This is a genomic window from Pantoea sp. ICBG 985 (genome assembly GCF_002928365.1).
In the GTDB taxonomy this organism is placed as follows: domain Bacteria; phylum Pseudomonadota; class Gammaproteobacteria; order Enterobacterales; family Enterobacteriaceae; genus Pantoea; species Pantoea dispersa.
The window spans coordinates 245,261-265,229 of sequence record NZ_POWM01000003.1; the positions used below are offsets into that span (position 1 = coordinate 245,261).

At 60.5% G+C, this 19,969-nt stretch carries 17 protein-coding genes; 4 read left to right on the forward strand and 13 right to left on the reverse strand.

From position 1 onward, the window contains the following. Positions 1 to 17: 17 nt before the first annotated feature. On the reverse strand, positions 18 to 1,082 hold the full coding sequence (locus C1Y42_RS10545; RefSeq protein ID WP_104093386.1) for an SDR family oxidoreductase: 1,065 nt from the start codon (positions 1,080 to 1,082) through the stop codon (positions 18 to 20). A gap of 100 nt (positions 1,083 to 1,182) precedes the next feature. Between C1Y42_RS10545 and C1Y42_RS10550 the strand changes: the two genes are divergently transcribed. Continuing rightward, the gene (locus C1Y42_RS10550; RefSeq protein WP_104093387.1) at positions 1,183 to 2,085 is read left to right on the forward strand and encodes a LysR family transcriptional regulator; all 903 of its coding nucleotides are present in this window, start codon (positions 1,183 to 1,185) and stop codon (positions 2,083 to 2,085) included. Positions 2,086 to 2,092: 7 nt separating this feature from the next. Here C1Y42_RS10550 and C1Y42_RS10555 read toward each other — a convergent pair whose 3' ends face one another. The 7 genes from C1Y42_RS10555 to C1Y42_RS10585 form a co-directional block, all read right to left on the reverse strand. Beyond that, positions 2,093 to 2,743: a methionine ABC transporter permease gene (locus tag C1Y42_RS10555; RefSeq protein ID WP_021508962.1), complete on the reverse strand. Its 651-nt coding sequence runs from the start codon at positions 2,741 to 2,743 to the stop codon at positions 2,093 to 2,095. Beyond that, the gene (locus tag C1Y42_RS10560; RefSeq protein WP_104093388.1) at positions 2,727 to 3,824 is read right to left on the reverse strand and encodes a methionine ABC transporter ATP-binding protein; all 1,098 of its coding nucleotides are present in this window, start codon (positions 3,822 to 3,824) and stop codon (positions 2,727 to 2,729) included. Before C1Y42_RS10560 ends, C1Y42_RS10555 begins: the two co-directional genes overlap by 17 nt. Before the next feature lie 2 nt (positions 3,825 to 3,826). Then, positions 3,827 to 4,627 carry a MetQ/NlpA family ABC transporter substrate-binding protein gene (locus C1Y42_RS10565; RefSeq protein ID WP_104093389.1) on the reverse strand — a complete coding sequence of 267 codons (801 nt, stop codon included), beginning with the start codon at positions 4,625 to 4,627 and terminating at the stop codon, positions 3,827 to 3,829. 20 nt (positions 4,628 to 4,647) lie between these two features. Next, positions 4,648 to 6,009 (reverse strand): LLM class flavin-dependent oxidoreductase, encoded by a 1,362-nt coding sequence (locus C1Y42_RS10570; protein ID WP_104093390.1) that lies wholly within the window; start codon positions 6,007 to 6,009, stop codon positions 4,648 to 4,650. Further along, the gene (locus C1Y42_RS10575; RefSeq protein ID WP_104093391.1) at positions 6,006 to 7,208 is read right to left on the reverse strand and encodes an SfnB family sulfur acquisition oxidoreductase; all 1,203 of its coding nucleotides are present in this window, start codon (positions 7,206 to 7,208) and stop codon (positions 6,006 to 6,008) included. The genes C1Y42_RS10570 and C1Y42_RS10575 overlap by 4 nt, the downstream gene beginning before the upstream one ends. Before the next feature lie 9 nt (positions 7,209 to 7,217). Next, the gene (locus tag C1Y42_RS10580; RefSeq protein ID WP_370445687.1) at positions 7,218 to 8,411 is read right to left on the reverse strand and encodes an SfnB family sulfur acquisition oxidoreductase; all 1,194 of its coding nucleotides are present in this window, start codon (positions 8,409 to 8,411) and stop codon (positions 7,218 to 7,220) included. A gap of 352 nt (positions 8,412 to 8,763) precedes the next feature. Beyond that, complete coding sequence (locus C1Y42_RS10585) at positions 8,764 to 10,188, reverse strand: hypothetical protein (RefSeq protein ID WP_104093393.1); 1,425 nt, start codon at positions 10,186 to 10,188, stop codon at positions 8,764 to 8,766. Positions 10,189 to 10,372: 184 nt separating this feature from the next. Between C1Y42_RS10585 and C1Y42_RS10590 the strand changes: the two genes are divergently transcribed. Further along, positions 10,373 to 11,260 (forward strand): alpha/beta hydrolase, encoded by an 888-nt coding sequence (locus tag C1Y42_RS10590; protein ID WP_199188976.1) that lies wholly within the window; start codon positions 10,373 to 10,375, stop codon positions 11,258 to 11,260. A gap of 8 nt (positions 11,261 to 11,268) precedes the next feature. Here C1Y42_RS10590 and C1Y42_RS10595 read toward each other — a convergent pair whose 3' ends face one another. Then, a complete protein-coding gene (locus C1Y42_RS10595; RefSeq protein ID WP_104093394.1) occupies positions 11,269 to 12,378 on the reverse strand; it encodes a lactonase family protein in 1,110 nt (369 codons plus the stop codon). A 373-nt stretch (positions 12,379 to 12,751) separates the two neighbouring features. Between C1Y42_RS10595 and C1Y42_RS10600 the strand changes: the two genes are divergently transcribed. Further along, positions 12,752 to 13,390 (forward strand): LysE family translocator, encoded by a 639-nt coding sequence (locus C1Y42_RS10600; RefSeq protein WP_058770305.1) that lies wholly within the window; start codon positions 12,752 to 12,754, stop codon positions 13,388 to 13,390. Between the two features lie 114 nt (positions 13,391 to 13,504). Here the strand turns inward: C1Y42_RS10600 and C1Y42_RS10605 are convergent, their stop codons facing one another. The 4 genes from C1Y42_RS10605 to C1Y42_RS10620 form a co-directional block, all read right to left on the reverse strand. After that, positions 13,505 to 14,305, reverse strand: coding sequence for an inositol monophosphatase (locus C1Y42_RS10605; RefSeq protein WP_021508951.1), 801 nt, complete (start codon positions 14,303 to 14,305; stop codon positions 13,505 to 13,507). Positions 14,306 to 14,319: 14 nt separating this feature from the next. After that, positions 14,320 to 15,381 (reverse strand): ABC transporter ATP-binding protein, encoded by a 1,062-nt coding sequence (locus C1Y42_RS10610; RefSeq protein WP_021508950.1) that lies wholly within the window; start codon positions 15,379 to 15,381, stop codon positions 14,320 to 14,322. Next, entirely contained in the window at positions 15,378 to 17,600 is a 2,223-nt protein-coding gene (locus C1Y42_RS10615) for an iron ABC transporter permease (RefSeq protein ID WP_058770306.1), read from the reverse strand. Before C1Y42_RS10615 ends, C1Y42_RS10610 begins: the two co-directional genes overlap by 4 nt. Positions 17,601 to 17,689: 89 nt before the next feature. Further along, positions 17,690 to 18,718 (reverse strand): ABC transporter substrate-binding protein, encoded by a 1,029-nt coding sequence (locus tag C1Y42_RS10620; protein ID WP_058759035.1) that lies wholly within the window; start codon positions 18,716 to 18,718, stop codon positions 17,690 to 17,692. Between the two features lie 216 nt (positions 18,719 to 18,934). Here C1Y42_RS10620 and C1Y42_RS10625 point away from each other — a divergent pair, with 216 nt between their 5' ends. Next, positions 18,935 to 19,969, forward strand: a complete 1,035-nt coding sequence (locus C1Y42_RS10625; protein WP_058759034.1) for a LacI family DNA-binding transcriptional regulator — start codon at positions 18,935 to 18,937, stop codon at positions 19,967 to 19,969.

Sequence of the window (19,969 nt, forward strand, 5' to 3'; positions counted from 1 at the left end):
GCCGGCCAGTAATGTTATCAGGGAATGATGCGCTCCGCACGCAGCCGGTCGAACAGCTGGGTGAAGGAATCCAGCGTGGCGCGATAGCCGGTAAAGCCGGCTTTACGGCTCTTGCTCATATCGGTAAACGCCTCCATCGGCCGGCCCAAATCCGCATCGGTGTGCCACCACGACGCCAGTTTATCGATGTCCGCTTCACGCAGTTGATAGCGCGCAGCGATCTCACGCCAGGCCGCTGCGGCTTCCTGCATGCGTCCTTCCAGCGGCATCATCTGCGCCGGATAGTCTGCAGCTTCAATACCGAAATAGTCTGCCAGACGCGGCCACAGCCAGTTCCAGCGGAAGACATCGCCGTTCACCGCGTTGAAATCCTGATTGGCAGCCCCTTCAGCACGGGTCGCCCACAGCAGCTGTTCCGCCAGTAAACCGGCTTCGGTGACATCGGCCAGACCGTTCCACTGCTGCGGCGAGCCGGGAAAGATGAACGGCCAGCCTTTTTCACGGCACAGCGTGGCGTAAACGGCCAGCGTCTGCCCCATGTTCATGGCGTTACCCAATGCATAACCGATGATGGTGTGCGGACGGTGCACGCTCCAGCTGTAGCCATATTGCTCTGCGCCGGCAAACACTTCGTCTTCCTGCGCATAGTAAAAGTTATCGACTGGCTGACGTCCCTGCTCTTCGCGGAACGGCGTCACCGGCACCGCACCTTTGCCATACGCTTCGAACGGACCGAGGTAGTGCTTCAGCCCGGTCACCAGTGCCACATGTGCGCCGTTCAGCCGCTCGCCGAGCGCGGCAATGACGTTATGCACCATGCCGCCGTTAACGCGGATGTTTTCTTTTTCATTCGCCTGGCGTGACCAGACGCTAAAGAAAAGCGCATCCGGTTTTTCCTGCGCCAGCGCATTACGCACCGCATCTGCATCGGTCAGATCGGCCGTCAGACTGCGGCAGCCCTCGGGAATAGCACCGCGTCCGCGCGACAAACCGGTTACCTGCCAGCCCTCGCTTTGCAGCCTTTCCGCCAGCGCACGACCGATAACCCCGCTGATCCCCACGATTAACGCCTGTTTTTGCATGTCGAATCTCCTCTGTTGCAGTTATCCTTAGCGTAATAGAGAAATAAATTCTTAGCCGTGGCATTAATTCACATCATTCCTGAACTGGATTCACTAATAAATGCACGATCAGCGTCTGAAAGACATCGTTCCTTTTGTCGCCAGTGTCGAAAGCGGCAGTTTTGCCGCTGCCGCTGAGCGTCTGCACCTGACCGGTTCCGCCATCAGCAAAAGCGTGACGCGGCTGGAAGCGCGGCTCGGCTCACGCCTGCTGGAGCGTACCACCCGCAGCCTGACGCTCACCGACGCCGGCAGCGCCTATTACCAGACCTGCCTGCGCATTATGGAGGAGCTGGCGGAAGCCGAAGCGGTACTGGCGGCGCAGCGCACCATTCCTTCCGGGCGATTGCGGCTGGCAGTGCCGAATACCTATGGCCGGCTCGGCGTGATGCCGCTGCTGATTCCGTTCTGTCAGCAGCATCCGGATGTGGAACTCAGCCTGACCTTTTCCGACCGCTTTATTGATCTGTTTGATGAGGGCATTGATGTCGCGGTGCGCATCGGCGGTTCGCCGGATCTGCCCGCCTCGCTCGGCTGCCGGCCGATGGGCCGCGAGCGTATGGTGTTTTGCGCCGCGCCGGACTACCTGGCGCGCGCAGGCAGACCGACCAGCGAGAGCGAGTTGCTGCAGCATCGGGCGATTCTGTACGAGCGCGTTGACGGCAGCACCAAGCCGTGGCTGTTCACCACGGAGGATGGACATCCGCACTGGCGTCAGGTGCCGTCTCGCATGGCGCTGGGCGACGTGGATGCACAAATGCAGGCGCTATGCGCTGGACTCGGGGTGGCGCAGATGCCTTCATGGCTGGTGCGTGACGCGCTGGCGAGCGGCGCGCTGGAAGTGATTGTGCCGCAGCAGCAGCCGGACGGTCTGCCGCTGTCGGTGATTTGGCCACGGCGCAAACAGCTACTGCCGAAGGTCGACGCGCTGCTGGCGGCACTTGACGGCCTGCAGATCAGGTGAAACGTTTTTAGCGATGGTTCAGCCGGCGCGACAGCCGGTCGCCACACAGCTGCAGCAGCGTGACCAGTGCCACCAGCACCACGATCACCGTGAGCATGACCTGCATATCAAAACGCTGGTAGCCGTAACGATAAGCCAGATCGCCCAGCCCGCCGGCGCCAATCGCACCGGCCATCGCCGAGGCATTAATCATCGTCACCAGCGTAATGGTAAAACCGCTGACGATGCCAGGCCGCGCTTCCGGCAGCAGCACGTGCCAGACAATATGCCAGCGCTGAAAGCCCATCGCCTGCGCCGCTTCCGTCAGCCCTTTATCCACTTCGCGCAGACTCACCTCCGCGATGCGGGCAAAAAACGGCGTCGCCGCCAGCGTCAGCGGCACCACGGCCGCCCAGACGCCGTAGGTGGTGCCGACAATCCAGCGGGTAAACGGGATCAGCGCCACCATCAGAATCAAAAATGGAATCGAGCGGAACAGGTTCACCAGCCAGCCCAGCAGCCGGTTGAGCAGCGGATTGGGGAACAGATCGCCGCGCCCGGTCACCACCAGAATCACCGCCATCGGTAAACCGATCAGCAGTGCCAGCAACGACGACACGCCGACCATCAGCAGCGTATCCAGCAACCCCTGCCATAAACGATCAATAGCCAGTGACATAACCTGCAACCTCCAGTTGGTCCGCCAGCGGATGAAGCGCGGTAAGGGCTGCCGGCGCGTCGTGCCGGGCATCCAGCAGCAGCAACAGCTGGCCGGTGGGTTTGCGATCGACCCATTCAACCGCGCTATACAGTAGCGTCAGCTCGCCGCTGACCTGTGCGCTGATCGCCGCCAGATCCGGCTGCGCGCCCTGCCCGCTGTAGCGCAGCCGCAGCAGCAAACGCGAGTCCACGTCCTGACGTTGCGGCGTCAGCAGCGGCTGGATGGCCTCCGGCAGCGCGCCGAATTGCGGATTAAGCAACTGCCGCGTCGTCTCATGCTGCGGATCGCTGTACACCTGCCACACCGGACCGCGCTCAATGATTTCACCCTGATCGATCACCGCCACCTGGTGACACAGATCGTGCACCACGTCCATCTCATGGGTGATCAGCACAATAGTGATATAACGCTGCTGATTGATTTTTTTCAGCAGCGCGAGGATGGCGCGCGTGGTTTCCGGATCCAGCGCCGAGGTTGCCTCGTCGCACAGCAGCAGTTCCGGATCGTGCACCAGCGCGCGCGCAATGCCGACGCGCTGCTTCTGCCCGCCGGAGAGTTGCGCCGGCCAGGCATGCTGGCGCGCCTCCAGCCCAACCAGCGCCAGCAGCTCATCCACTTTTTGCCGCCGTTGCGCCGCCGGTATGCCGGCCACCTTCATCGGCAGCTCAATGTTTTGCCGCACCGTTTTAGCGGACAGTAAATTGAAGTGCTGGAAAATCATGCCGGTGCGACGCCGCCACTGCACCAGCTGGCTGGCGCTCAGTGAACTGAGATCGATACCATCAATCACCACCGCACCCTGCGTCGGATTTTCCAGCCGGTTCAGACAGCGGATCAGCGTCGATTTGCCCGCGCCGCTGCGGCCAATGATGCCAAAAATCTCGCCGCGTTTAACCTGCAGGTCGATGTGCTTCAGCGCATCCTGCGACTGGCCGTCATAGCGTTTGCTCAGCCCGCGGATCTGCACATGCGCACGGCCCGCGACCGGCGTCGTGGTGTGCAGCGCCGCCTGCTCGCCAGGAAGAGTCAGGCTGACCATAATTACTGGCTCCAGCCCGGCTGATACAGCTTGCCGTAGAACTCATCCAGCTTCGCGCGCACCACCGGCGAGTGCTGATAGATATCTACAAACTTTTTGAGACGCGGATCGTCCTGATGTCCGTCACGAATCACGAACTGAATCACATATTCCGGATGCTCAAGGCCATCAAATAACAGGGCCTTGTTGGGGTCGATGGTCTTCGACAAACGCAGATAGTGCGGATATCCCTGCGCCAGGTCGACCTCATCCAGCGAGCGCGACAGCTGCACCGCCTCCACTTCGATGATTTTCAGGTGTTTGGGATTGCTGGCGATATCATCCACGGTGGATTTCAGCCCGCTGCCCGGTTTTAACGTAATCAGCTGCGCTTTTTGCAACAGCAGCAATCCGCGCGCACCGTTAATCGGGTCATTGGCAATCGCCACCGTGCCGCCGTCCGGAATCTGATCGATTGCCGTATGCTTCTTCGAATAGAGCCCGATGTTATTGATGATGGCGGGCGCATACGGCACCAGATGGAAACCGCCCTCGCGGTTGGCATTGTCAAGAAACGGCTTGTGCTGGAACAGGTTGACGTCAATGTCGCCATTTTCCACGCTCACGTTCGGCGCAGTCCAGTCGGTGAACTCCACCAGCTCCACCTGCAGTCCCTGCTTTTTCGCTTCAGCCACGGCGGTTTCCAGCGGCGGCGAGAAAGCCGCCGTGGTACCGACTTTGAGGGCGCCGCTGTAGTCACCGGCGGCAAACGCGCTGGCGGTTAATATTGCGGCGCTCAGCACCACTAATGAGGCAAATTTCATCCTGACTCCCTGAGGTTAAATTAACGAACGTCAGCCGCAGGCCGCCAGCGCGCGGCCGGGTGGCGCGAGGGCAGACGATCCTGCTGCTGAAAAATTTTTTGCCGGAGCGATCCCGGCTGATAAGCGGTTTTAAAGCGGCCGCGCTGCTGAAGTTCCGGCACCACCAGTTCAATAAAATCGCGGTAGCTTTGCGGATTCAGGATGCGCGTCAGATTGAAGCCGTCGATGTCGCCTTCATCAATCCAGCGGATCAACTGGTCGGCGACCTGAGACGGGTTGCCGACAATCACCGGATAGCGGCTGCCGAGCGCGTGCTGCTCCAGCAGCTGGCGACGCGTCCAGCCGTTATAGGCTTTGCTCACCGATTCAATGGCGCGCGTGTCGCCGCTGTGAATCGGTTCATCGAGGCCAAACGCAGCGAGATCGACGCCAATTGAGCTGGAGAAGTGCGCAATGCCGGCTTCAGCACTGGCGAATTCCAGATAGCTGCGGTGCTTCTCCTGCGCTTCGCGTTCGCTGGCAGCGACGATCACGCTGACGCCCATAAAGATGCGTAAGTCGTCCGCCTGACGACCCGCCGCCACCGCCGCGTGGCGCAGACGCTGCGCCTGCTCGCGCAGCGCCGCCGGCGAGCTGGCATTCACGAAACTGCATTCGGCGTGCCGCGCAGCAAACGCCACGCCGCGTGCGGATGAGCCTGCCTGGAACAGCAGCGGCGTGCGCTGCGGCGAAGGGCTGCTCAGGTGATAGCCCTGCACCTGATAAAATTCACCCTGATGATTGATCGCGTGAATCTTCTGCGCGTCGGCATACAGCCGGCGCTGTTTGTCGACCAGCAACGCATCGTCCTGCCAGCTGCCTTCCCACAGCTGATAAGTGACATCGAGAAATTCATCGGCCTGGTCGTAGCGCCGATCGTGCGCCAGCAGTTGCTGCTGCCCCATGGCGCGCGCCGCGCTGTCGAGATAGCCGGTCACGATGTTCCAGCCGATGCGGCCGTTGGTCAGATGGTCGAGCGTCGACAGGCGGCGGGCAAAAGGATAAGGGGCTTCGTAGCTCAGATTGGCGGTCACGCCAAAGCCCAGGTGCTGCGTCACGCTGGCCATGCCGGAAATCAGCATCAGCGGATCGTTCACCGGCAGCTGAATGGACTCGCGCGCCGTCAGGCCGATACCCTGCTGATACACATCGTAAACGCCGAGAATATCGGCAATGAACAGTCCGTCGAACAGGCCGCGCTCCAGCAGACGCGCTAAATCCAGCCAGTACGCCAGCGAATTGAACTCCACTGAGCGGTCCTGCGGATGGGTCCACATGCCATGGTGAATATGCCCCACGCAGTTCATGTTAAAAGCATTGAGCAGAATCTGTTTGCGGCTCATAGCGTTCCCCGTCGCGGCGGCAGCACGCCGTTAAGCAGATAGTTGCCGATGACCGGATATTTCCAGCGTACCGGGTCATGCAGCGTGTGGGTACGCGCGTTGCGCCAGTGGCGATCGAGGTTGTGCTCGCGCAGGCTGGCGCGCGATCCGCCCAGCTCAAACAGCAGGTTGCCGGCTTCCAGCGCCACCTCAGTGGTCCAGGCACGCGCTTTCGCCACTTCAACCGATGCCAGCGCGACGTGTTCAGCGCTCGGGTTGCGTTGGGCGACATCGACCGCCTCTCCGGCGACATCCAGCAACGCATCACCGGCGCTGAGTCGTGCGGCGAGCCGCCCGGTGCGATCCAGCGTCAGCGGATCGTCACAGGCTCGCTCGACGCCGCTGTCCGGCCACGGCCGCGCACGTTGCTGCACAAAAGCCAGCATGTCGTTGAAGGCCGCGCGGGCAATGCCCTGGTCGATAGCCGCATGCATAATCTGGGCAAACGGTCCGACGGTGGTCGGCCGCTCAAACGCGCTGTGAAACGGCACCACATCGTCCGGCGCGATCGCCACATCACGAAACTGCACGCTGCCGCTGCCGGTGGTGCGCTGGCCGAAACCGCTCCAGTCATCAATCACCGTCACACCCGGCTGATGGCGCGGTACAAACACCAGCTGTTCTTTGCCGTCATCGGCGATGGCCAGCGTCGGGATGCGGTCGGCAAACAGCGCCCCGGTGCAGTAAAATTTGTCGCCGTTGAGGCGCAGCCCGCTGGCGGTCTGGCTAAAGGCGGTGGTGCGCTGATGCGCCGCCGCAGAGCCGAACTCCGCCAGCGCGTTGCCATAGTGAACGCCCGCCAGCACTTCGTTGTACAGCCGCTGCTGCTGGGCGTCGCTGCCGTTAACGCGCAGCACTTCCAGCGCGTAGAAGTGGTTTTGTGGCACCTGACCGATTGATGCATCGGCAGCGCTGAGAATGACAAAAATCTGCGCCAGTTCTGCGCTGGAAATCTCAATGCCGCCCCACGCACGCGGCACGGTAATGGTGCCTAAGCCGGACTGGAAATAGTGCTGAATTTCAGCATGTGGCAGCTCACGCTGCCGATCGCGCTGCGCTGCGCCGCTGCGAAAGCGTTCAGCCAGCTCCTCTGCCACCTGCAGGGCCTGCTGCGCACTGCGGATACGTGCTGCCGGCTGTTTAGCGAAAACCTGCGTCATCATCGCTCCTTAAATCCACGCATGACGCGCGGGCAGAACATCATTGAGGTAATAGTTGCCGATGGCGTGCGTTTTCCAGCGCACCGGATCGTGCAGCGTATGGGTGCGCGCGTTGCGCCAGTGGCGGTCCAGCCCGTGTTTCAGCAATGTGCCGCGGCTGCCGCTCCACTCCAGCAGCTTTTCACTGGCTTTCAGCGCAATTTCGGTGGTCAGCACTTTGGCTTCTGCAACCGCGATGGAGGCGCGTGCGCAGTGCGCAGCGGTAAGCGCGTGCGGGTCAATGCTGTCCAGTACGCGCGCCGCACGCACCAGCAGCGCGTTGGCGGCGCTCAGTTCGGTGCTGATACGCCCGACATCGGCAAGAATGTAAGGATCGTCTGCGTTGCGGCTCACGCCTGCGTCCACCCACGGACGCGAGCTGCTGTGAATAAACGCCAGCGCCTCATCCAGCGCGCCCTGGGCGATCCCAGCGTCAATCGCGGCCTGGATCAGCTGCGATACGGCACCGCGCAGCGTTGGCTTATCGGGGGACGATAGCGCGATGGTCAAACCGGCATCGACCGCCACCTGCTGGAGCTTCACCGTGCCGCTGGCGGTGGTGCGCTGACCGATACCCGACCAGTCATCGATAATCTCCACCCCTGCCGCCGGCAGCGGAATGAACGCCATCACCGGCTGGCCCTCCTGCTGCGCGGTGGTCACCAGAATGTCGGCAAACAGTGCACCGGTTGAATAGAACTTTTCACCGCTGAGCCGTAAACCCTCCGGGCCTGACACCAGCTGCGCCTGCACATCACGCGTGTGTTTGCTGTTCTTTTCCGGACCGCCGTTGCCGAGCCGCTGGCCCTCTGCCACCGCGCTGAGCAGGCGCTGCTGCTGTTGCGCGCTGCCTTCACCGAGAATGAACTGAATCAGCCCGAAATGGTTTTGCGGAATCTGGCCAAGCGACGGATCGCTGGCGGAGATCAGGCGGAATACCTCCGCCACGGTAGCAAAAGACAAACCGCCGCCGCCAAACTGGCGCGGCACGCTGATACTGCCCAGCCCCAGCTGGGTGAACTGATCGAGCAGTTCACGCGGATAGATACGCTGTTGGTCGCGTTCGGCTGCCCCGGCTTTCGCCTGTTCCGCCAGGTGGCGGGCGGCGTCGATTGCCGCCGCGTCAGACGTAATCACCGCCGCGCGCTGAAGTTGTTGAGCCATGATTTGCGTCATCGCTGGATTCACTTTTTATTTTGCTGTGATTCACAGGCTCATTCTGCCAGGGCAGAGAGCCGTAATTTAATAACAGATTGAGCGCGATGATAATCAGCGGGAATAACAGCGGTAAAGAGCACGGTTATGCTATATCCGGCAAACGGCATGCAGAAAGAGAATAAAGAATTTATCAGGGATAAGAAGGCGTTAGCGGGCGCGGAGATGCAGGGTTATTACGCTGAGTGACACGGGCGAATTATCTTAAGTATTAATTCCGCTATCGATAGTGATAAATGACATTATTGTTTTATTGCGCCATGTGCTGGCGCAATAGAGTGGGCATTACGTTATCCCGGTATTACGCCTGCGCCAGATACATCGCCGGGGAATAGTGGCGCGTCGATTCACTCTTCTCACTGTGCGGTGTGCTGGTACTGTCGATCAGCTTCGCCAGCTGATAAGTCTTCACCGTTTCCTGCTGCGTCAGCTGCTGGGCGAAACGGGCGGTGAGGTTACCCTGCGCATCCTGCGTCACCTCAGTGGTGCTGCGCGTTTCATCGTGAATCTGGTGGTAGTGATAGTTTTGTGACTCTTTGGTTTCATTGAGCGCCAGCGGCGAACTGGCGCTTAGCGCGGTATGAAAACTGGCGTTTAGCTTAAACAGGGTTTCCTGCGTCATGCGCTGCGTATCGCCGTTCTTCTGCTGGCTGCTGCGCTGCGCCACATCCAGAGCGAAAGTATCTTCTTCTTCCGGCTTCAGCGGATTGCTGGAGCGCGCCGTCTGGTGATAGCTGGCCGAGAAATCCGCCAGGCCGCTGATGGCACCGGCCTGCGCCGCATGCGCGCCTACGGTGATCGCCTGCGGGGTGCGCATCGCCACGCCGGCCGCCGCGCTGGTGCTGTTTAAGGTCTCGAAACCCTGCTTAAACAGTGCCAGCGCCGCGCGATCGCCGTGACCGCGCGAAGCGGCCTGATCAAATTTCGCGCTCCACTGCGCCAGGGCGCTCTGCTGCTGACCGGCGTTGCTGGCCTGCGCCAGGCTGCGCATGTCCGTCGTCAGTTTGAAACTGGCGTCGGCATTATGGAAACCCAGCCAGCGTGAACCCGGGTCGGCATGCAGATTCAGCGACTGCATCACTTCGCCGCTGCGACGCAGGTCGGTTTTCAGATCAACGCTGGCCAGCTGGTTACTGTCAAAACTGAGCAGGTCACCGACATCCAGTTTACCGTTGCCGTTATCCAGCCCGCTCAGGGTTTTCTCCAGCGCGCCAGAAAGTTTGGCAATTGCCGCAGCTTCGTCATCGCTCAGCTTACCGTGAGTGGTTTTCAGTGCCACCGCTACACCATCCTGCTGCCGCGTCATCTGCAGAGTCAGGCTCACGCCGGACTGAGTGGTAATCTCCAGTGCCACCGCGCTCTGCGTGTCAGTTTGCGCGCCGCCGCTGGCCGGTACGCTGATGGTGACATCGTCACGCTGCTGCGTCAGTGCGCTCAGCAGCGCGCTGCCAATACCGTTCATGCTGACGCCCGAGCTGCGCAGCGCACCCATCGCCTGCGTCTGCATATCAGGCGAAAGAGGCGTGCTGGCGGTGACGCGCGCCGGCGTCATTTGGTACACCGCAGAGATGGCGTCGGTGGCTTCGCTAAAGGTGACTTTCGCTGAGGCGTCTGCCGTCAGACTATTTTGCCGGGTCGCATTGCTTGCCGTGCTGCTGGTCACGCGTGCGCTGGCGCTGCTGAGATGGAGCGGTGAGAAACTACCCGGTCCGATACCGTTAATCATCCTGACTATCCTCGCTGGTATTATACCGCTACGTTATCGGCGATCCTGACGAAATCTTTACACTTCCGCACGGCGCATGACGGTGCAAAATGGTTGTTGAAATTAATAATCATTATCACTAATCTGTCTGGCGCTTTCGCTGTGACACGGAAGTAATTGACTCGCCAGCTAGTAAGGAAGCGCCATGATTTATCGCTTTATCATTCCGCTGTTCACCCTGCTGAACCTGCTGCTCAGCCCCGCTGTCGGTTTCGCCCGGCCTGATATGACGCCGCTCGGACCCAATATTGCCGACAAAGGCTCTGCCTGGTATCGCTTCACTGTTAACACGTTTGATTCCGCTGACGGCCAGCGCCACTACAAGGTGTGGACGGCGGTGCCACGTAAACCGGCACCGGCCAACGGTTACGCGGCGCTGTATATGCTGGATGGCAACGCGGTGATGAACCATCTCAGCGAAGCACTGTTGCAGAAGCTGGCGGCTGGCAACCCGCCGGTGCTGGTGGCGGTAGGCTATCAGACCCCGCTGCCGTTCGATCTCGCTGCGCGCACGCTGGATTACACCCCGCCGCAGCAGGTGCAGGATCGTCGCGGCCGGCCAGCCGGCGGCAGTGCCGCATTCCGCCAGCTGCTGGAACAGACTATCGCGCCGCGTGCCGAACAGCATCTGCCGATCAATGCGCAGCAGCGTGCGCTGTGGGGCCACTCTTACGGCGGGCTGTTTGTGCTGGACAGCTACTTGACCTCCGGATTTTTCCAGCGCTATTTTGCCGCCAGTCCTTCCCTGCGCGGCGACGCAACGCTGTTGCAGCAAATGGCGGCGGTGACGCCCGCATCGTTTAAGCAGAAGCAGCTGGTGCTGATGGAAGGCAACGGCGAATCACGTCCCGGCGTCAGCGATGTGCTGAGCCGGATTCGCACCACTCTCGACGGCATGCATGAAAAAGGCCTGGCGGCTCGCTTCCAGCTGTTTCCCGGGCTCAGTCACGGCCAGATGTTTCCGGCTTCGCTGGAAAGCGCGCTGTCGGCTATGGCGGAAGACGGTGCGCCGTCACGCGCACCGGATGAGTGAAAGGGCAGCTAGTTAAAGAATTTGATGTCGGTTGGCGTTGCCAGCTTCGCCGCCACACCGCGCGCGCTCAGCTTGCCGCTGTGCGCATCAAAATCAAACAGCGTAATGGTGTTGGTAAACACGTTGGTGACATAGAGGTGTTTACCGCTGTTATCAAACGCCAGCGCGCGCGGCTCAATACCGTCGGCGGCATAGCGCTGTGGATCTGTCAGGCTGCCATCGGCGGCAATCTTAAACACCAGCAGATGATTGTCAGATCCGCGGTTAGCGGCAATCAGGAATTTACCCTGCGGGCTGAGAATGATGCCTCCGCCGCTTTTGTAGGCGGCGCTGCTGTTTTGCGTATTCAGCGCCACCTGTGCCTGCCGTTCCAGCCGGTCGTCAGTGACGCGGAACACCACGATTTCGCCCGCCATTTCAGTAATCACGTAAGCGTGTTTACCGTCGGTAGAGAACACCATATGGCGCGGACCCGCACCTGGCGCAAAGCTCACATCACGGCTGGAATCCGCCTGCAGCGGCTCCCGCCGATCCGCGTGATAGCGATAGGCATGCAGTTTATCGTCACCGAGATCGGCCGCATACAGATAGCGGCCATCATGGGTAAAGGTGGTGGAGTGCGCATGGCCGCCATCCTGCCGATCTTTTACCACGCCGCTGCCTTCGCTGAACGCGAAATGCTGGACCTGTTCGCCCAGCTTGCCGTCCGACGCAATCGGGAACACCGTTACCCCTGCTCCGCCTTTCGCCACCGAATAGTTGGCGACAAACAGGAATTTGCCGTCCGGGCTGAGAGTGGCGTGCGTCGGCTGCTCGCCGTGGCTGTCGACCTGATTCAGCACCTGCACTGCGCCCTGTTTATCGATCGCCAGCGCGGTAACGGCACCGGCATTTTCCTCATTGGTGGTATAAGCAAACCGCCCGTCGCGTGATTTAACGATCCACGACGGGCTTTTCATCCTGATCACCTCCAGCGGCTTGAGCGTCCCGTCGCTGTTGACCTGCATGCGATACAAACCTTCACTGGGTCGATCCGGCTTTTGTACCGCAGGGGCATCCGGAATACTGGTCCAGGTGCCGACTAATGCTGTTTGATGATGTTCCGTGTTCTGCGCCATAGCACTCCCCGCCAGCGTCAATAGAGCCAGTGATATTGCCACGGTTAAGTTTGTTGCTAAACCGCCAGTTGCCGGTTTTGGGTATCCACTCATTGTCTTTCCACCATAATCGGAATTTTCACGGGCCTGCGCCCAAACCAGGTTGATTTTTTTGTATTGAAACGGACGTTGTTAACGTCTCGTTAACGACTATAGTGGCATTCCCTGCGCGCAAAGCTGCGCAGGCCGATCGGCTTCACAAATCGGTTTATTTAATTGTGCCTTTGCTAATAGGTCATAGCGTTTGGTTATGGATGGCAGGAAGCAGTGTAAAAAGCCCCGGCACGCATGCTTTAATCTTTCCTTTACCGAACTCAGGGATGGTCACGACGTTATGCTGCCGTTTTCTAATGGTTTTTTATTGAGTTTATCGCTGTGTCTTGATATCGGACTCGCCAACATCGCCATGCTGACGCTGGCGATGCAGCGCGGTTATCTGCACGGTTTCTGGCTGGGCATGGGCACCTGCGTGGGCGATTTAATTTACGCCTTGCTGGCGATGGCTGGCATGGCGGTGGTACTGCAGTTTACGCCGGTGCGCTGGTTGCTATGGATTGGCGGCGGCATCTTGCTGCTGTGGTTTGCCGCTAAAATGCTTTACGCCGCGCTGGCCAAAAAAATCGACATTCCCACGGCTGAAACCCAGCCTTATCGTTCACTGCTGCGCGAATTTCGGCGCGGCATCGTGCTGGCGATGTCGTCACCGACGGCGATTCTGTGGTTCGCCAGCGTGGGCGGCGCGCTGATAGCCCGCATCGGCCACAGCGATGCCGGTGCAACCTCATGGTTTCTCAGCGGTTTTTTCCTCGCCGGGGTGGTGTGGACCTGTGTGATCTGCCTGATCGGCAGCATGGGCGGAAAGCTATTAGGCGAGCGCCTGCTGAAATATTCCTATCTCGCCTCAGCGCTGATTTTCTGTTATTTCGCGGTGTATGTGATTTGGTCGGGATACCGCGAGTTCGTGGCGGTTTAAGTCACCACGTAATCGTTTGAAATCATGTGATTATCCAGTTACGACAGCGCAAGCGTAGTAAGGTCGCCATGGATGGCGACCTGGAAAACGCCGCGCGGCCGTGAAATGCACCATTTAAACGCCGGCAATCCGCCTTAGCTCCGCCTGTGCACCCGGCGCCACCGCCAGCACCTGCGCGCCTTTCAACAGCCGATCGCCCTCGGTGTTAAATGGGTGATACCAGCCGCCGGCCTCTTTCACCAGACAGTAACCGGCCAGGCAATCCCACGCGTGCATGTAGGGTTCGAAATAGCCCACCACGCGTCCGGCTGCCACCCACGCCAGCATCAGCGCACCAGATCCGATACGGATAAAGTTGCCCCCCGCTGCCAGCAGCGACGCCAGCAGGCGGCCCACCTCTTCCGGGCTGACATAGCTATTAGCGCCAAAGCCGGTCACGTGATTTTGCAGCGTACGTGACGGATCTACCTGTAAACGGCGGCCATTCAGCGTTGCGCCCTGGCCGAGCGCGGCGACGTAGCACTCCTGATAGGTCGGCGCAAAGATCACGCCAATCACCGGTACGCCGTCATGCAGCACCGCAACGGAAACACACCAGTTTGGCATACCGTTGAGGAACGGGCTGGTGCCGTCAATCGGGTCAACCACCCAGGTATAGCCTGACGTGCCCGGCTGCAGGCCGTACTCCTCGCCAAGAAAACCGTCGTCCGGGAAGCTGGCGCGAATCTGCTGGTCGATCATCTGTTCCACCTCGCGGTCAGCGCGTGATACCACATCCTGCAGGTCGTGCTTGGTTTCGACCACCAGCGTGTCACGCTGATTGAAGTAGGCCAGCGCCTTCTCCCCGCCCGCCCGCGCGACGCGTTCGGCCAGCAGCAGACGCGATTGCAGCGCGTCATTTTTCGTATCACTCATGCGTTATCCTTAAATTAACCGGCAATCAGGGCCAGACCCTGAGGTTTAAAATCAATCGCCACCCGGGCGGCCAGCGGCAGCTGCTGCTCCATCTGCGCATCGACGATAAACAGCGAGCCCAGTTCCGTGTTGACCTCGTATTCGATGTGATCGCCCAGCCAGGTGGCATGCGTCACCTCACCGCGCAGTGCGCCTTCAGCACCGCTGTGCAGGGTAATGAACTGCGGTCTGACCGACAGCTGCGCGGAGCCGGTCGCGACGCCGTTACCGCGCACGCGATAGCGCTGCCTGCCGAGTCGCACCAGCGCTTCGCTGCCTTCTACCTGTTCGACTTCGCACGGCAGAATATTGGCTTCGCCCATAAAGTCAGCGATGAACACCGAATTGGGCGCGTGATACAGGCTTTCCGGCGCGCCCTGCTGAGCAATATCGCCCTCTTTCATGACAATAATTTTATCCGACACCGCCAGCGCCTCTTCCTGGTCGTGCGTGACATACACCGCCGTGAAGCCCAGCCGCTGCTGCAAATCACGAATATCCGTGCGCACCCGGCGACGCAGGCGCTCGTCGAGATTAGAGAGCGGCTCATCCAGCAGCAGTACCTGCGGCTCCAGCACCAGCGCGCGCGCCACCGCAATGCGCTGCTGCTGCCCGCCGGAGAGTTCGGACGGCAGCCGCTGCCCCTGACTCTCCAGCCCGACCAGTTTCAGCCCTTCGCGCGCACGATCCTGCGCTTCCTTTTTGCTCATGCCGGACGATTGCAGGCCGTACATAATGTTGTCGAGCGCACTCATGTGCGGAAACAGCGCGTAGGATTGAAACACCATCGCCACGTCGCGCTCGTTGGCTGGCAGATGCGTCACGTCTTTACCACCAATCAAAATGCGCCCCGAAGTCGGATGCTCCAGGCCGGCCAGCAGGCGCAGCGTGGTGGTTTTGCCGCAGCCGGAAGGCCCCAGTAGCGTCACCAGCGTACCCGGCTCCACCGTCAGCGATAAATCCGGCAGCGCGGTAAAACCGGCAAAGCGTTTTTCGACGTGTTCAAACACCACGGAACCAGCAGTAATCGCGGTCATACGGCACTCTCCTGAGTTAACGAAGGGGAAGCAGGTGGTGCGGCGACGTCCACCGGGCGCGCCACGCGGCGCAGGCGACGTTCGCCCACCAGCCACTGGAACACGCCAATGATCAGCAGCATCACCACAATCAGTACTGTCGAATAAGCAATGGCGACGCCGTATTCGCCATTCTCTACCAGCCCGACGATGTAGGACGTCGCCATGTTGTACTGGGCGCTGACAAGGAAGATCACCGCGCTGATCGAGGTAATGGCGCGGACAAAGGCATAAACCAGCGCCGCGCTGATCGCCGGTTTCAGCAGTGGCAGCACCACTTTGCGCAGCGTGCGGAAACTGCTGGCGCCCAGCGTCAGTGAGGCTTCATCAAGGCTCTTATCCAGCTGGCTCATCGCCGCGATACCGCCGCGCACGCCGACTGGCATATTGCGGAACACAAAGCAGGCAATCAGGATCATCGCCGTGCCGGTAATCTCCAGCGGCGGCAGGTTATAGGCCATCACATAACTGACGCCGATCACCGTGCCGGGAATGGCAAAGCTCAGCATCAGCAGGAACTCAAACGTCTGACGACCGGCAAATTTCTGCCGCACGATGAGCCAGGCGGTCAGCAGGCCCACCACGGCGGTGAGTGGTGCGGCAATCAGGGCTATTTCCAGCGTGGTCCAGAACGAGTTCCACGCCACACCGCTCCACAGCAGATGACCGTCACTGACGCTGACGCGGAAAGCGCGCACGTAGTGCTCGATGGTCAGCGCATCGTTCAGGCCCCACGACTGCACAAAGCCGCCGACCACAATCATGCCGTAGATCACCAGGGTAAACAGACCCCACGGAATCACCATGCCGTACACGCCGTAGCGCAGCAGACGCGGCAGCTGACCATGTTTGCCGCCGTCGCCCTTGCCGGTCACCGTGGCGAAGTTTTTGCCACCCAGCCACAGCCGCTGCAGCACAAAGGCGGCCAGCGTGAAGCACAGCAGGATCATCGCCAGCACCGCGGCGCGACTCGGATCGTTTTGCGCGCCTACCACCGAGAAGAAAATTTCGGTCGAAAGTACGCCGTGACTGCCGCCCAGCACCATCGGATTACCAAAATCGGCCATGCTTTCGATGAAGCTGATCAAAAAGGCATTAGCCAGACCCGGCGCCATCAGCGGCAGCGAAACGCGGCTGAAGGTGCGCCAGCGGTTAGCGCGCAGCGTTTGCGACGCCTCTTCCAGCGACGGACTGACGCCCTCCACCACGCCAATCAGCACCAGAAAGGCAATCGGCGTAAACGACAGCACCTGGGCAATCCAGATACCGGTCAGGCCATACAGCCAGCGGCCGGGCTCGATGCCAAACAGCGCCGCCAGATGCTCCGTCACCACGCCCGAGCGACCGAACAGCAAAATCAGCGCCAGACCAATCACGAACGGTGGCGTGATGATTGGCAGAATGGTCAGCATGCGCAGCGCTTTCTTGCAGGGCAGCGGCGTGCGCGTGGCCGCCAGGGCAAAGGCCAGACCCAGCAGCGTCGAACCACTGGCGGTCATCAGCGCCAGCCACAGCGTGCGCCACGCGGTGCCGCAGGTGCCGCCTTTCAGACAGGCAAGGCTCCAGATTGACGGATCCTGCAGATTGCTGATCAAACCGTCCGGTTTGAAACTGCCGTCAACGTCCTGCACCGACACCACAAACATGCTGAGCACCGGATAGAGTACGAAGATGCTGACCAGCGCAGTCAGCAGCACCAGCGACGCCACCACAAAGGCATCGCCTTTCAGCACGCCGCGTTCGGCCAGCGCAAACGAGAACAGCAGCAAAAACACGGTCAGCAGCAGGAGCGCGCCAGCGCCCATCGCTGGCTGTCCCTGCGGCAGCGCGCCGTAGCGATTTTCCAGCCACAGCCAGCTCCAGCCGCTGTAACCAATCGCGTGCCCTTCCACAATCAGGAAGATCACGCCCAGCGCGCTGAACAGCAGCAGCAACCGGCTGCGTGCGCTGCCGGGCAGTAAACCGCAGGCGGCGCACAGCGCCAGCAGCGCCACGGCGAGCGCCAGCCATGGATGGCTGCCGATCTGCCACAATGCCGGCGCGCTGGCTTCATCACGCCACAGGTTAAGCAGCCAGCCGCTATCGAAAAAGCCTGCTTCCAGGCTGTACCACGGCAGCAGCAACAGCGCGACGGCGCCCAGCAACAGCGCGCCTGTCAGACGGCGATTATTTGCGTTCATGTGTTACCTCAATGCGGGATCATCGCGCCATCCTTAGCGCTGTCGGAACCGGCAAGCCGCCGTCAGCGGCAGCGTCCGGCGATGCGGCATTACTGCGCGCTGGCGCCGATCTCTTTATCCCAGCGGCTCAGCAGCGCTTTACGTTTGGCGGAATCGCCGTAGGTTTTGAAGTCATAATCGATCAGCTTGATGTTCTCGAAGCGCGGCGCGTATTCGGAGATCTCTGCACTGCGGTTTGACGGCAGCTGGAAGGATTTGGCCTCTTTCATGTGCGACTGCGCTTCGGCGCTAAGCGCCCAGTCGTACCACACTTTGGCATTGGCCAGATTGCGTGCCCCTTTGACGATCGACATTGAGCCAATCTCATAGCCAGTGCCTTCACAGGGCGCGACGGTTTTGATCGGGAAGCCGTCGACTTCCATCGCCACCGCGTCGTGCATAAATACGATGCCCACGGTGGTTTCGCCGCGCGCCGCTGCCTTCACCGGCGCCGAGCCGGATTTGGTGTACTGGGAAATGTTGGCGTTGAGCTTTTTCAGGTAATCGAACGCTTTGTCCTCGCCCATGATCTGCACCAGCGTCGCCAGGGTGTTATAGGCGGTGCCGGACGAGTTCGGATTGGCAATCTGAATTTCGCCTTTGAAGGCCGGATCGAGCAAGTCAGCCCAGCAGGCTGGCGCTTTGAGCTTTTTATCCGCCAGCAGTTTGGTGTTGTAGCCCCAGCCGAGCGCACCGGCATAAATCCCGACCGTGCGGTAACCTGAGTTTTCCGCCTGCTTTTGCGCCCAGTCCTGCTGCTGGTCGAGCAGCGGCGATTTATACGGCTGCGTCAGCCCCTCTTCCGCCGCCTGCATATGCGGATCGCCGGTACCGGCCCACCAGATGTCGGTGCGCGGGTTACGCGCTTCGCTGCGCAGGCGGGCATAGGCTTCACCCGCTGACAGGCGCACCATGCTGACTTTAATATCCGGATGTGCCTGGCTGAAAATGCGCGTCATATGTTCGCACACCACCACGTCCGCCGAGCAGACCATATTGAGATTGCCAGCGGCCGTCGCAGCAAACGGCAGCGCGGTGCAACTGAGGGACAGCGCGATGGCCAGTGAGGTGTAGCGCATGATGTTCTCCTTGGTTGGCAGGGTTCCGTGCTTAACAGAGGTTTTATTTGCACGTGTGTGCAAATTAGTAATGAACAGAAAATAGCCTGTCAAATAGCGCAATCTGCAATTGACAGACTGTGTCACAAAAATGCAACAAATGTGATCGCAGACAAATTGCACAGCTTTGCAATTTACGGCAGACTGCTTTTCAGCCGTAATTGTGAGGAGTTGAAGATGCAGAATGACAAAGCCGGGGTGAGCGCACAGGATGTGGCCGATCGCGCGGGCGTGTCGCGTTCGGCGGTGTCGCGCGCCTTTACGCCCGGTGCCAGCGTTTCTGCAGCCACGCGTGCCCGGGTGATGAAAGCGGCGCAGGAGCTGGGCTATCACGTTAACCACCTGGCGCGCGGGCTGGTGCGCAACCGCAGCGGCATCGTCTGCCTGATTGTCTCTGAAATCGCCACGCCTTACCGCGCCACGCTGGTGCGCTGGCTGACGCAGTTTTTACAGGAAGCGGGTAAAGTGGCGATGCTGATTAATACCGATCGTTCCGACAACAGCGTCTCCGCCGCGCTGCTGCAGGCGATCAATTTTCGCGCCGATGCCTCCATCATCCTTTCCGGCATGCCGGATCGCACCATCACCCGCCAGTGCTATCAGCACGGTCAGCGCATCATCCTGATCAACCGCGACGAAGCGCTGCCGGGCTCGCTCAGCATCAACCTCGACGCGCAGGCGGCGGCCGAAACGGCGGTGATGGCGTTTCAGCGCGCCGGCTGCCGTCAGCTGGCGTTCGCCAATTCGCTGGCCGGTACGCCGAGCCTGATCAAACGCGAAGCGGCGTTTATCGCCGTGGCGGAGCGCGCCGGACTGACGGTCAGCGTGGAGCGGTTCGGCACCACCTCGTATGAGAGCGGTCAGATTCTGGCGCATCGCCTGCTGACACGCCATCAGCGCCCGGACGCGGTGTTCTGCGTCACCGACCTGATGGCCTGCGGTTTCATGGATGAAGCGCGCCACCGTTTCCAGTTGCGCGTACCGGAGGATTTGTGCCTGATCGGCTACGACAACATCGCGCAGGCTGGCTGGTCCTCTTACAATCTCACCACCTTCGCCCAGCCGGTGGAGCGCTTTGCCCGCGACGCCATCGCGTGGTTGACGCAGACGGAACAGGCGGAAAGTGGTTTTACGCCGCAGAGTGAGCAGCAGCACGATACGCTACTGTATCAGGCTGATGTGGTATGGCGCGGATCGGTGCGCGGCGGCTGA